At 67.8% G+C, this 12,384-nt stretch carries 9 protein-coding genes and 1 tRNA gene; 6 read left to right on the top strand and 4 right to left on the bottom strand.

The genetic code is table 11. From position 1 onward, the window contains the following. Positions 1 to 189: 189 nt before the first annotated feature. The 4 genes from N7367_RS11445 to N7367_RS11430 all read left to right on the top strand — a co-directional run bounded on the left by N7367_RS11445 (position 190) and on the right by N7367_RS11430 (position 5,705). Positions 190 to 405: a hypothetical protein gene (locus tag N7367_RS11445; protein ID WP_005410085.1), complete on the top strand. Its 216-nt coding sequence runs from the start codon at positions 190 to 192 to the stop codon at positions 403 to 405. Positions 406 to 610: 205 nt separating this feature from the next. Beyond that, positions 611 to 2,998 carry a Tex family protein gene (locus N7367_RS11440; protein WP_279942419.1) on the top strand — a complete coding sequence of 796 codons (2,388 nt, stop codon included), beginning with the start codon at positions 611 to 613 and terminating at the stop codon, positions 2,996 to 2,998. A gap of 208 nt (positions 2,999 to 3,206) precedes the next feature. Beyond that, on the top strand, positions 3,207 to 5,402 hold the full coding sequence (locus N7367_RS11435; RefSeq protein WP_279942418.1) for a PAS domain S-box protein: 2,196 nt from the start codon (positions 3,207 to 3,209) through the stop codon (positions 5,400 to 5,402). Between the two features lie 63 nt (positions 5,403 to 5,465). After that, the gene (locus tag N7367_RS11430) at positions 5,466 to 5,705 is read left to right on the top strand and encodes a hypothetical protein (protein WP_279942417.1); all 240 of its coding nucleotides are present in this window, start codon (positions 5,466 to 5,468) and stop codon (positions 5,703 to 5,705) included. Between the two features lie 9 nt (positions 5,706 to 5,714). On the opposite strand, the gene N7367_RS11425 is transcribed toward N7367_RS11430, so the two are convergent. Beyond that, positions 5,715 to 6,803, bottom strand: a complete 1,089-nt coding sequence (locus tag N7367_RS11425) for a DUF5694 domain-containing protein (RefSeq protein WP_279942416.1) — start codon at positions 6,801 to 6,803, stop codon at positions 5,715 to 5,717. A gap of 427 nt (positions 6,804 to 7,230) precedes the next feature. Here N7367_RS11425 and N7367_RS11420 point away from each other — a divergent pair, with 427 nt between their 5' ends. Further along, positions 7,231 to 9,066 carry a methyl-accepting chemotaxis protein gene (locus N7367_RS11420; RefSeq protein WP_279942415.1) on the top strand — a complete coding sequence of 612 codons (1,836 nt, stop codon included), beginning with the start codon at positions 7,231 to 7,233 and terminating at the stop codon, positions 9,064 to 9,066. Here N7367_RS11420 and N7367_RS11415 read toward each other — a convergent pair. Both N7367_RS11415 and N7367_RS11410 read right to left on the bottom strand, forming a co-directional pair. Further along, positions 9,063 to 10,499, bottom strand: coding sequence for a GGDEF domain-containing protein (locus N7367_RS11415; RefSeq protein ID WP_197601000.1), 1,437 nt, complete (start codon positions 10,497 to 10,499; stop codon positions 9,063 to 9,065). The two genes, N7367_RS11420 and N7367_RS11415, sit on opposite strands and share 4 nt — an antisense overlap. Positions 10,500 to 10,704: 205 nt before the next feature. Continuing rightward, positions 10,705 to 10,790, bottom strand: a tRNA-Leu gene (locus N7367_RS11410). A gap of 140 nt (positions 10,791 to 10,930) precedes the next feature. Here N7367_RS11410 and N7367_RS11405 point away from each other — a divergent pair. Then, positions 10,931 to 11,311, top strand: coding sequence for a response regulator (locus N7367_RS11405; protein WP_053520434.1), 381 nt, complete (start codon positions 10,931 to 10,933; stop codon positions 11,309 to 11,311). A gap of 40 nt (positions 11,312 to 11,351) precedes the next feature. Here the strand turns inward: N7367_RS11405 and N7367_RS11400 are convergent, their stop codons facing one another. Further along, positions 11,352 to 12,308 (bottom strand): SOS response-associated peptidase family protein, encoded by a 957-nt coding sequence (locus tag N7367_RS11400; RefSeq protein ID WP_279942414.1) that lies wholly within the window; start codon positions 12,306 to 12,308, stop codon positions 11,352 to 11,354. Positions 12,309 to 12,384: the final 76 nt, after the last annotated feature.

Raw genomic sequence — 12,384 nt, 5'->3', positions numbered from 1 at the left:
AATTCGTTAGCTGGAAGTTAAGGATGCGTAAGCATTCTGCTGCGATCCCGCCGTCATCTGCATGCAACCGATCGTCATTAGCCTGCGTGACGTTCCAGTCAGGTACGACGCGGTAAGCTCCTCTCCGATGGGCTCGCAGCATCGCTCATCGAGTGCAGTAAGCAGTAGCAATTTGGAGGAATACATCACATGGCAATCGTTCTCTATGTCGGTGGTAGCAAGGATGGCGAGAAGGGCGTGGTGCCCTATGGCTTCAGCAAATCGCGCGCCGACACCGCGCTGGGGCCGGAGTTCTACACCGAGCGGTTCATGGAACTGCAGGGTGTCGGCAAGGTCAGGCTGATGGCACTGGAAGGCATGCGTGACGAGATCGTCATGCAGCGCGCCGCCCGCCACTACCGCTGACCCTCGCAACACGCGGCAGGGCGCGCCCACCATCGCGCGCCCGCGCCGGCATCCCAGCCCCGGGCCAGTCCGAGCCCCCCTTGCCAGGATGCCGGCGTCCAGACCGGCCACGCCGCTGAACCCCGTCTGCTGTCAATGCCTTGTCCGGCTCCGTCGCGGATTGCCAGAATGGGGTCTTCCCGTAACGCGGCACAGACCTGAAGCAATGCACGACGCCAAGAACGCCCAGAGCGCGCTCGCCCAGCAGATCGCCCAGACCATCGCCGAGGAAATCGGTGCCCAGCCCAGCCAGGTGCGCGCCGCGGTCGGCCTGCTTGACGAAGGTGCCAGCGTTCCGTTCATCGCCCGCTACCGCAAGGAAGTGACCGGTGGCCTGGACGACACCCAGCTGCGCAATCTCGAAGTGCGCCTCACCTACCTGCGCGAACTGGAAGACCGCCGTGCGGCGGTGCTGGCCAGCATCGACGAGCAGGGCAAGCTCAGCGACGAACTGCGCAACGACATCCTCGCCGCCGATACCAAGAGCCGGCTGGAAGACCTGTACCTGCCGTACAAGCCCAAGCGCCGTACCCGTGCGCAGATTGCCCGCGAGGCCGGCCTGGAGCCGCTGGCCGATGGACTGCTTGCCGATCCGACGCAGGACCCTCAGGCCTTCGCGGCCAGCTTTGTCGATGCTGACAAGGGCGTGGCCGATAGCAAGGCGGCGCTGGAGGGCGCGCGGGCGATCCTGATGGAGCGCTGGGGGGAAGATGCCGCGCTGGTGGGCGAACTGCGCACCTGGCTGGGCGAACACGGCGTGATCCGCGCCCGCGTGGCCGAGGGCAAGGAGACCGAGGGCGCCAAGTACCGCGACTATTTCGAGCACGCCGAAGCCTTGGCGAAAATTCCCTCGCATCGCCTGCTGGCGCTGTTCCGCGCGCGTCGCGAGGAGATCCTGTACCTGGAGCTGGACCCGGGCAGCGATGCCGAGGCAGGCCATCAGTACGCAGAGGGGCGCGTGGCCCGCAAGGCCGGCATCGCCGACCAGGGCCGTGCCGCCGACCGCTGGCTGCTCGATGCCTGCCGCCTGACCTGGCGTGCCAAGCTGCACATGCACCTGCTGCTGGATCTGTTCAACCAGGCCCGCGAAAAGGCCGAAGCGGACGCGATCACCGTGTTCGGTGACAACCTGAAGGATCTGCTGCTGGCTGCGCCGGCGGGCCCGAAGACCGTGCTTGGGCTGGATCCAGGCATCCGCACCGGCTGCAAGATCGCAGTGGTCGATGCCACCGGCAAGCTGGTCGCCACCGAGACGATCTATCCGCACGAGCCCCGGCGCCAGTGGGAGCAGTCGCTGCAGACGATCAGGCAGCTGTGTACCCGGCACAACGTGGAACTGATCGCGATCGGCAACGGCACCGCCAGCCGCGAGACCGACAAGCTGGCCGGCGAAGCGATCAAGGCGGTCGGCAACCCGAAGCTGCAGAAGGTGGTGGTCAGTGAGGCCGGTGCTTCGGTGTACTCGGCTTCCGAGCTCGCAGCCAGGGAGTTCCCGGACCTGGACGTGTCGCTGCGCGGCGCGGTGTCGATCGCGCGCCGCCTGCAGGATCCGTTGGCCGAGCTGGTCAAGATCGAACCGAAGGCCATCGGCGTGGGCCAGTATCAGCATGACGTCGATCAGTACCGCCTGGCGCGCGCGCTGGACGCACGCGTGGAGGACTGCGTGAACGCGGTCGGGGTGTACGTGAACACCGCCTCGGCCGCGCTGTTGTCGCGTGTGTCCGGCCTGTCGGCGACGGTGGCCGAGAACATCGTGCGCCATCGCGATGACAATGGTCCGTTCAAGCGCCGCAAGGACCTGCTGAAAGTCGCCCGGCTGGGTGAGAAGACCTTCGAGCAGTGTGCCGGCTTCCTGCGCATTGCCGACGGCGACGAGCCGCTGGACGCGTCCGCCGTGCATCCGGAAGCCTATCCGGTGGTCGAGCGCATCGTCGCCAGTACCCAGCGCCCGATCAAGGCGTTGATCGGCGATGGCAGCTTCCTGCGTGGGCTGAAGGCCGAGCAGTTCACCGATGCGACCTTCGGCGTGCCGACGGTGCGCGACATCCTCAGGGAGCTGGAAAAGCCCGGCCGTGACCCGCGCCCGGAGTTCAAGGCCGCACGTTTCGCCGAGGGCGTGGAAGACATCAAGGACCTGCGCGAGGGCATGGTGCTGGAAGGCGTGGTCAGCAACGTCGCCGCGTTTGGTGCCTTTGTCGATATCGGCGTGCACCAGGACGGCCTGATCCACATTTCGGCGCTCTCCGACACCTTCGTGAAGGACCCGCGCGACGTGGTCAAGGCTGGCGATATCGTCAAGGTGAAGGTGCTTGAGGTGGATGTGCCGCGCAAGCGCATCGCGCTGACCCGGCGCCTGGACGATACCCCCGGCCAGGCCACCAGCCGCCCCGGCAGCCGTGACGAGCGTGGTCAGGGACAAGGGCCGCGGCGTGACGCAGGCGGGCCGGGCCGGAGCCCGGGCCGGGGCCAGGGCAACGGCGGTCGGCCCGCCCCATCGGCAGCCCCGGCCAACAACGCACTGGCTGAAGCCTTCGCCCGCGCCAAGCGCAGTTGAGGAGCGTGTCCCCCGTCACGGTTGAACCGGGACGGGGGACTTGTCGATTTTCCCCGTGATTGCGCACACTTGCGCATCTGGGGAGGCGTGTGGCCGACCCGCTGTCGCTGGGGAGGACCATGACGCCAGCACGCCCCGTCCGATTCCGTGACAGCTGCAGCGGATTGCTGCGGCCCGTGCACGCCTGCGCGGGACGGAGAAGGGCTTGATGGCGGGTCAGGGCAACAACAGCAACGATCTGCTCGAACGCCGTCTGCATGCGCTGGCCGAAGAGCGTCGGCGGCTTGCGATGATCATCGAAGGCACCGCTGCCGGCACCTGGGAGTGGAACGTGCAGACCGGCGAAATGCGGGTCAACGCGCGCTGGGCCGAAATCGTCGGCTACCGGCTGGAAGAGCTGGAGCCGATCTGCCAGAGGACCTTCGCGGCACTGGTGCATCCGGACGACATCGCGCTGTCGGACACCGCGCTGCAGGAGCATTTCGACGGGCGCAGCGACAACTACGCCTGCCTGGTGCGCATGCGCCACAAGAACGGCCAGTGGATCTGGGTCCATGACCGCGGTCGCGTGTTCGAATGGGACGGTCAGGGGCGGCCGCTGTGGATGGCTGGTGCCCACGCCGACGTCACCGAGCTGCAGCAGGCACGACAGGACGCGGCCGAGAGCCGCCAGCGCCTGCAGTCGGTGGTGGACGCCTCCGACGACGTCGCGGTGATCGCGACCGATACCGATGGCACCATCACCCTGTTCAACACGGGGGCGCAGCGCCTGCTGGGTTACAGCGCCGCCGAGGTGGTCGGCCTGCGGCGGCTGGATGCCTTCCATGAGCCGGATGAGCTGAAGGCCTGGCTGCAACCGCTGGCCGACCCGCAGGGTCACCTGCCGGACGTGTTCGAGGCCCTCAGTGCGCATGCCGAAGGGCAGACCTATTCGCGGCGATGGACGCTGCTGCGCAAGGATGGCCGCCAACGCCAGGTGCGGCTTTCGATCAGCCGCATGGACGGCGCCGATGGCACGCGCATCGGCTATGTCGGCATGGCCATCGATATCACCGAGATCCTGCAGGCACGTGCGGAAGCACGCATGGCGGCGGAGAAGTTCGCAGGCGCCTTCACCTCGGCTGCGCTTGGCATGGCGCTGGTTTCGCTGGAAGGCCGCTGGCTGGATGTCAATGACGCGCTGTGTCGCATCCTGGGCTATGCGCGCGAGGAGCTGCTGCAGGTCGATTTCCAGCGGCTGACCCACCCGGACGATCTGCAGGCCGACCTGGCCCTGGTGCAGGACCTGCTGGCGGGCCGGTGCAGCCATTACCACCTGGAGAAGCGCTTTCTCGATCGCAACGGCAGGGTGATCTGGACGCGGCTGTCGGTATCGCTGGTGCGCAACGAACGCGGCGAGCCGGTGCATTTCGTCTCGCAGATCCAGGACATCAGCGCACAACGCAGCAGTGAACAGCGCCTGTTTGAAAGCGAGCAGCGCAGCCGCATCACCCTCGACGCCGTCGCCGACCTGGTGCTGAGCGTCAGCCTGGAGGGCCGCATCGAATATGCCAATGCCGCTGCCGTGCGCATGCTGGCCGGCGACGGCGCACAGGCGCTGGCCGGCTACAGGGTGCAGGACGTGCTGCAACTGACCACCGAGTACGCCCCCGGCTCGATGCTGGACGTGGCCGTACTGCTGGACCCGGAAAGCAACGCGGTCGACCTGCATGCCGACCTGCTGCTGCGGCTGGGCACGGCGACGGTGCCGGTGGACCTGACCCGCGCCTGGCTGCGCGACGATGAGGGCCATGTGCGCGGTGCGGTGTGGGTGCTGCGCGACGATACCCAGCAGCGTGCACGGCAGCGCGAAGCGCGCCAGCTGGCGGAGATCGATCCGCTGACCGAACTGAGCAACCGGCGGGGGTTCGAAGTCCATCTGCAGCAGGCCATCACCCGGGTCGAGCGGACAGGCCAGGCGGCATCGCTGATGTACATCGACCTGGACCGCTTCAAGCCGGTCAACGACACCTGGGGCCACCTGGCCGGCGATGCGGTGCTGTGGGCGGTGGCCAGCGTGCTGCGCCACGGCGTGCGCGATTCGGACGTGGTGGCCCGGCTGGGCGGGGACGAGTTCGCGGTGATCCTGTCCGGCTGCACGCCGCGCCGCGCGGCGCGGATCGGCGGCGAACTGCTGCAGACCCTGGCCAGCCTCTCCATTCCCTGGGACCAGCACCGCCTGCGGGTGGGCGCCAGCATCGGTATCGCACCGCTGCTGGGCGGCATGGGGGTGGACCAGGCCGTGGCGGCGGCCGATGCGCAGTGCTACAGGGCCAAGGCAATGGGACGCAACAACGTGCAGGTGCAGGGGGAAGCCGGCGAATGGCCGGCCGAGGGCGTGGACAGCGACGCCGGTGGCGGCTGATCTCAGTCTGTGAGAGGGCGGCCGCGAATACTTCGCGCACACCCATCCCCGTTGGAGAACGACATGCCTTTCTGGACCCCGGATGCCCTGCGTGCCTTCGCGCCGGCAATGGTCGGCTGGTGGCTGGCGGTAGCCGCCTGCCTGCGTTTGGAGCAACTGCACGGCGATGCCCGGGCGCAGGCGCTGCTGCCCACACTGCAGGGCGGCGTGGTGGTGCTGCTGATACTGACCCTGGGTGCCATCGTGGCCGCCTGCGTGCTGCTGTGGCGGTCGCGGCGCGGCGATGCGCCGGCCCCCTGCTAGCCCTGGCGCTCAGTCCAGCACGCTGTTGGCATCAACCAGCCGCACGTCGTGCATCTGGTTGAGGTAGGCCTCGTAGTAGCCCTTGTGCGAGGCGCCGACGAGGGTCAGCATGCGGGTGCCCGGGTGCTGGCCCAGCACCTCGCGCATGTTGGCGACCATGCGCAGGTTGCGGGTTTCCCAGTAGCCGACATAGCGGCGGCCGAAGCCTTCTGGCGATGGTTCGACCAGGGCTGCGCCGAAATCGCTGTCGTAGACCCGGGCGACGGTGTCGGGCGCGTTGTAGTTCCGATAGAGCGCCAGCAGGCCGTCCATGCTGCCGAGTTCGGCGTACAGGGCCGTATCGGCGGCCCGTCGTGCCTGGGTGGCGGGATTGTCCCAGGCCTTCATGACGGCTTCGCCAGCCGCCTTCTCCAGTGCCGCTGGCGTGGGCGAATCAGCGGTGTGGTCATCGACTGCCCACAGGCGTTCCAGGCCCAGGCGTGCGGCAAGCTCAGCCGCGATCAGGCTGACTTCGTTGCGTCGCATGGCGCGTTTGTCGAGGAACTGCACCAGTTGCGGTGACAGGCTGTCTGCGGCGCGACGCTCCTGCGCCGGCAGGCGCAGCCACTGCACCAGCGCAGAGCCGTTCTCACCTGCGGCCAGGAACAGTGCGGCCAGCCGGCGACGCTGTGCGTGCGTCGGTGTAGCGGGCCATGCCGCCAGTACGCGATCGACTTCGGCATTGGCCGCTGGAACATCCAGACCGGTGGCGGCCTGGGCAGGTGCAGGATCGACGCAGTAACTTTCCACGCTCTCGGCATAGCGGGCGGGATTGCGGCGCATGAAATCGCATTGCAGTCCGGACAGGTTCTCCACCGCGATCGCCGTCGGCCGCCATGCCTGCAGGCGCTGCAGCAACGGCTCCAGCATTGCCGGCTGAAAGGTCGGGGGAAGGTCGGACAGGTGCGGTGAGCCCAGCACCAGCACTTCGTTGACGCGGCCGGCGGGCGGGCCCTTGAGCTGTGCGGGATTGAAACTCGGCCGATGGCCTGCATCGGCGGCCAGCGCGCCGCTGCTGCACAGGCCGAGGGCGAAAAGAGCAGCCAGGCGTGAAAACATGCGATCTCCGTGTCGATGGACGGTCCGTGATGGGCGCATCCTTGCCCGTCCACCCCCTTGCCGACAGCCCCGTTGGTCATGGCAACCTTTTCGTTGCAGGCTGCATCGCGGGCGCCGTCAGGCGCTATAGAGGGGGGAGGGGGCTGGACAGGGCCTGCTGCGGAGGGGCCTAAAGCCCGGAACGGAGGTGCCGATAACCTCATTGGATCCCGCTCCCGTCACCCGCTGCAGGACCCCAGGCTGCCCCGTCGGGCGGCCCGCGCAGTGTGTTCCGCCGCTCCCGGATACCGATCGCACCCGCCCCCAGATGTTCTTGCCCGTTGCTCGAGAGGTGCCTGCCGGCACCTGTAGTCCAAGCAATTGATGTTGCCGTCGGGCATCCCGCTTGACGGATCGCAGCCGCTTACCGGACACCGAGGATCAGACAATGCTCATTCCAGGCCTCACGGCGGGCGCGCAGGCGCCGGCCGAGCTGCACACCCGTTGGTCACCGTGGCGTTCCCTGCTGGGGGCGCTGGCGGGACAGCCTCGCCCCGGCAGGGTCGACACCGACCGCGGCCACGCCGAACTGGCCGCCCAGGTGGCCGCACTGCATCGCGTGCAGGCGGTGATCGAATTCGATCTGGATGGCACCATCCTGCAGGCCAACGACAACTTCCTGCACGCGGTGGGTTATCGTCTGGACGAAATCCAGGGCAGGCATCATTCGCTGTTCGTCGATCCCGATCAGGCGTCCAGCGCCGAGTATCGGGACTTCTGGGCCCGGCTGGGACGTGGCGAGTTCGACGCCGGACAGTACCGACGGCTGGGCAAGGGCGGGCGCGAAATCTGGATCCAGGCCTCCTACAACCCGGTGCTGGACCCGCAGGGCCGGCCCTTCAAGGTCGTCAAGTTCGCGACCGACATCACCGCGCAGAAGCTGCAGGCCGCCGACTCGGCGGGGCAGCTTGCCGCCATCGACAAGTCGCAGGCGGTGATCGAGTTCAGCCTGGACGGGCACATTCTCTCGGCGAACGCCAACTTCCTCGCCGCCACCGGCTACAGCCTGGAAGAAGTGCGCGGCCAACACCATGCGCTGTTCGTGGAGCCCGAGCTTCGCGGCAGCGCCGAGTACCGCCGGTTCTGGGAGAAGCTCGGGCGTGGCGAGTACGACGCCGGGCAATACCGGCGGCTCGGCAAGGGCGGCCGCGAGATCTGGATCCAGGCCTCCTACAACCCCATCCTGGATGGCAACGGCAGGCCGTTCAAAGTCGTCAAATACGCTACCGACATCACCGCGCAGGTGCATGAGAACCACGCCATGCAGCGTGCGGTGGCGCAGACCCGGGAGGTCGTGGCGGCGGCCAAGCAGGGCGACCTGACCCGAACCGTCGCCATTGCCGACAAGAGTGGCCCCATCGCCGAGCTGTGCGATGGCGTCAACGCGCTGGTCGAAGCCATGGCGGGCATCATCGGCCAGATCAAGTTCGCTGCCGATACCATCGCGGTCGGCGCGACCGAAATCGCGCAGGGCAACAGCGACCTGTCGCAGCGCACCGAACAGCAGGCGGCCTCGCTGGAAGAAACCGCCGTGTCCATGAAGGGCCTGGCCGATACGGTGCAGCGCACGGCGGCCAATGCGCGCCAGGCAAGCCAGCTGGCCGGCGGCGCAGCGGAGGTGGCTGCGCGTGGCGGCAGCGTGGTGCACGAGGTGGTGGCGACGATGGCCTTGATCAACGCCTCCTCGCGTCGCATCGTCGACATCATCGGGGTGATTGACGGCATCGCATTCCAGACCAACATCCTGGCGCTGAACGCTGCCGTGGAGGCGGCCCGTGCCGGCGAGCACGGCCGTGGGTTCGCGGTCGTCGCCACCGAGATCCGCGAACTTTCGCAGCGCTCGGCCAGCGCCGCCAAGGAGATCAAGCAGCTGATCGACGCATCGGTGGCCAATGTCGGTGCGGGCACGGCGCAGGTGGAAAGTGCTGGCCGCACGATGGACGAGATCGTGCTCAACGTGCGCAGGGTCAGTGACCTGGTCACCGAGATCAGCAGCGCGTCGCAGCAGCAGAGCGATGACATCCAGCAGATGAACCACGCGGTGGACCTGATCGACCAGGGAACCCAGCAGAACGCGGCGCTGGTCGAGGAAGCGTCTGCCGCGGCGCGCAGCATGGAAGAACAGTCGGCCCACCTGCTGCAGACCGTCGCCGGATTTCGTGTGCAGGGGGCGGCGGGCGGCGCTGCCCTGCAGCATGGCGTGCCGACCCTGCGCGTGGTCTAGGCGCGCAGGGCAGGGGCCGCTGTACGTTCCGGCAAAGCCTCGCCGCGGACGCAGTTGCGGCCCGCGCGCTTGGCCCGGTACAGGGCCTGGTCCGCACGTTCGACCACGCTGTCCGGTTCCTGCCGAGCATCGGCAGCCAACCATGCCACGCCGATGCTGACGGTTACGCTGGACGGGCCGGACGGCAGCGCGGCGTCTTCGACCGCCACGCGGATGCGCTCGCCCATGGCCATCGCATGGGCCACGTCGGAGGAAGGCAGCGCAGCGATGAACTCCTCGCCGCCGTAGCGGGCGAGCAGGTCGTCGCCGCGCTGCAGGCAGCCATCGATGATCGCGGCCACCGCCTGCAGGCGGCGATCGCCCTCCGGGTGCCCGTAGGTATCGTTGAGGCGCTTGAAGTGGTCGATGTCGATCATCAGCACCGCCAGGCCCAGGCCCTGGCGCCGCGCGCGCCGTTGGGCACCGGGCAGCGATTCATCGAAACTGCGGCGGTTGCCCAGCCCGGTCAGCGGATCACGCCGGGCCAGCGCTGCCAGCTCGTCGCGCTGGCGTTGGATGTCCACCTGGCTCAGCACGCTGCGCAGTGCATAGCCCAGCATGGCGCCGATGAAGCCCACCGTTGCCATCGTCTGGTTCGTGCGCGCCATCAGCAATGCGACCAGCATCAGCAGAAGCGGCAGCATCAACGGCACGCTGGCCTCGACGAAACGCCGCAGGTTGCGCGGGACAGGCGGCGCGGTCCTGCGCCGCGGACTGCCGGCGATCACCGCCAGCAGCAGGAACAGGCCGCTGATGAGCAGATCTGCCCATCCGCCGTCCGGAGTCTGCGGCCGATACCGGCTGACGTACTGCTCGATCAGGAAGTAGCCGAGCAGGAACAGGGTGAGGGTGCGGAAGAAGTCGCGGCGATCTGCGTTGTCCTCGGCCAGGTAGCGGATCAGCGCGAAGCTGAACAGCAGGCTGTTCTGCGTGGTGCTGATGGGGTTCAGGCCATGCGTCCACAGCGCGGTATCCAGCTGCGCAGTCGATTGCGCGTGCGTGTAGTACAGCAGCCAGAGCAGACCGATGATCGACAGGTCGACGCTGCGGACATGGCGGTTCCGGCTGTCGGCGCTGGCGGCCACGTAGGTCAGCGGGATGCGATAGAACACGTAGAGGATCAACGATGTCAGTGCGACCTGCGCCGGCCAGGCATCGGTGATGCCTGGAAACAGCAGTGGCAGCAGTGCGACCGGAAACAGGCTGACGGCGAAAGCGAAGGTCCTCCATTTGCAGGCGGCGTGGCTGTCACGCGCACGGCGCACGCATGCCATGGCCGCCAGCAGCGGCGCGGCGCTCGACATCAGGAACGAACCCACCGGATCTCCAGGGCCTGCCAGGCCGACGACGAATGCATGCGTGACCAGAAAAAACAGTGCTGCCGGCAACGTCATGCATTCCCCCGCCCCCAGGTACGGCCAGTCACGATAGGCAGATGCGCGTGCGCCTTGCAAGAATTCCGCAGCGTTGGCCTGCTGGCAACGTTGTCAGCTGCGGCGCGCACGGCGGCGGCGCTGGGCGGTCGCCGCGCGGGAGGGGCGACGCAGGTGACGGGCCGGAAATGCAGAAGGCCAGGTCGTGGACCTGGCCTTTGATGCATGGTGCCGGTGAAAGGACTCGAACCTTCATGGGGTTGCCCCCGGCTGATTTTGAGTCAGCTGCGTATACCATTCCGCCACACCGGCAGGCAGCGGGTGATTTTACCCGAGGTCGAGCGCACTTTCATAGAGGCTGCCCGGCGCGGGACGATTGCGGCCGAATCTGCCGGCATTGCCCCCGTGATCGCTATACTGCGCCGGCGTGATATGCACAGGAGCGGGAATCGATGGCGGCGTTGCAGGACCTGCGGGTACTGGTGGTCGAGAACGACGAGATGAGCGCGGCCCTGCTGCAGATGCAACTGGTGCAGGCCGGTGCACAGGTGGTGGGGCTGGCTGCGAGCGTCGGCGAAGCGCTGAGGCTGCTGGAAGAAACCACGCCGGACGTGGCGCTGCTGGACTATCGCCTGGCCCACCAGGAAACCAGTGAGCCGGTCGCGGCGGCGCTGGCCGCCCGCGGCGTGCCCTTCGTGCTCGCGACCGGCATGTCGGCGGAGCAGCTGCCACAGGCCATGCAGTCGGGTGTGCTGCTGGTCAAGCCCTACCTGTCCGCGGAGCTGTCGCAGGCGCTGGCCCGCGCGGTCGGGCACTCCAGCGCCCGCGCCTGATCCAGGCGCGGTGCCCGGACGATCCGGCCGCAGTGCGTGCTCAGGCGGACTCCTCGAAGACGTAACGGATCTCCTCGCGATCGTCGAGGATGCGGTATTGGCTGGCCAGATCGCCAGGTTCCGGATTGAGCCATGCATCGAGGTGCTCGGGCCGGATCGGCACGATGCCGCGATCATGGCCGGCGGCGGAGATATCGGCCGGCGGCGTATCGGTGATGGTCGCAAATGAGAGGAGGCGTCCTTCGGGGCCGTCCCACTCGGACCAGAGGCAGGCTACCAGCAGGTCGCGGGGCGGGTCGGGGCGGAACTCAAGGACCACATCTCCCGTCCTGTCATCAGGGGCCGGCGCACGTCCGCCAACCGCGTGCCGGGACACGTGCTCGTAGAAGGCCTGGATGACGACCACGCCATGACGCTGCCCGAAAGCGCCGCGCCAGTAGCCTTCCAGGCTGTCACGGCGGGCGTTGTAACTGCCCGGATAGAGCACGTCGTTGCGCGCGGGCGCATCCGGCAGACGGCACCGGTAGCGCATCGGCTTGATCACCCGTTGCCCGTTCTCGCTCACCATCACCGGCGCGTAGGTGCCGGGGAAAATGCGGTTGTCGCGGGGCAGCAGCTGCACGCGATGCAGGTCGTCGAGCCGGGTCTGCGCGCGATCGATGCGGTTGCCGGCGATGCGCAGCTCGTTGCGCGCCTTCAGTGTGGGACGGGTAGCCAGGGTCGCGCTTGCGATGTCGCGGCGTTCGCGCTGCTGGGCCAGCTCGGCTTCCAGCGTGGCCTGCTCCTGTGCATGCCACCGCTGGATCCGGGCCACGATGTCGCGGCCGAGCTCCGTGCGCGCGCCAGCGAAGCCGTCATCCATGGCCTTGGGCGTCCTGGGTTGCTTCTTGCCGGGGTCGTACGCGTACAGCGCGGCGAACTCCTCAAGCGACAGCACGGCACCGAACTCGCGCACCAGCTTGGCGTAGTCGGCCCGGATCAAAGCGGAGTAGCACATGCGATATCTGTCGGGGTGGGTCGCGGCGGCTGCGACGCGGATGCGGCAGGATAGCCTGACACTCAGGGAGATTCCG

Source organism: Stenotrophomonas sp. GD04145 (assembly GCF_029835135.1).
Classification (GTDB): Bacteria; Pseudomonadota; Gammaproteobacteria; order Xanthomonadales; family Xanthomonadaceae; genus Stenotrophomonas; species Stenotrophomonas maltophilia_P.
The sequence above is the reverse complement of the archived record's forward strand: the minus strand, read 5'-3'. Positions and strand labels throughout refer to the sequence as shown.

Bases quoted from the DNA above. Each gene is read 5' to 3' on its own strand.
- N7367_RS11445 (WP_005410085.1), top strand. From the start codon at position 190: ATGGCAATCGTTCTCTATGTCGGTGGTAGCAAGGATGGCGAGAAGGGC.
- N7367_RS11440 (WP_279942419.1), top strand. From the start codon at position 611: ATGCACGACGCCAAGAACGCCCAGAGCGCGCTCGCCCAGCAGATCGCC.
- N7367_RS11435 (WP_279942418.1), top strand. From the start codon at position 3,207: ATGGCGGGTCAGGGCAACAACAGCAACGATCTGCTCGAACGCCGTCTG.
- N7367_RS11430 (WP_279942417.1), top strand. From the start codon at position 5,466: ATGCCTTTCTGGACCCCGGATGCCCTGCGTGCCTTCGCGCCGGCAATG.
- N7367_RS11425 (WP_279942416.1), bottom strand. From the start codon at position 6,803: ATGTTTTCACGCCTGGCTGCTCTTTTCGCCCTCGGCCTGTGCAGCAGC.
- N7367_RS11420 (WP_279942415.1), top strand. From the start codon at position 7,231: ATGCTCATTCCAGGCCTCACGGCGGGCGCGCAGGCGCCGGCCGAGCTG.
- N7367_RS11415 (WP_197601000.1), bottom strand. From the start codon at position 10,499: ATGACGTTGCCGGCAGCACTGTTTTTTCTGGTCACGCATGCATTCGTC.
- N7367_RS11405 (WP_053520434.1), top strand. From the start codon at position 10,931: ATGGCGGCGTTGCAGGACCTGCGGGTACTGGTGGTCGAGAACGACGAG.
- N7367_RS11400 (WP_279942414.1), bottom strand. From the start codon at position 12,308: ATGTGCTACTCCGCTTTGATCCGGGCCGACTACGCCAAGCTGGTGCGC.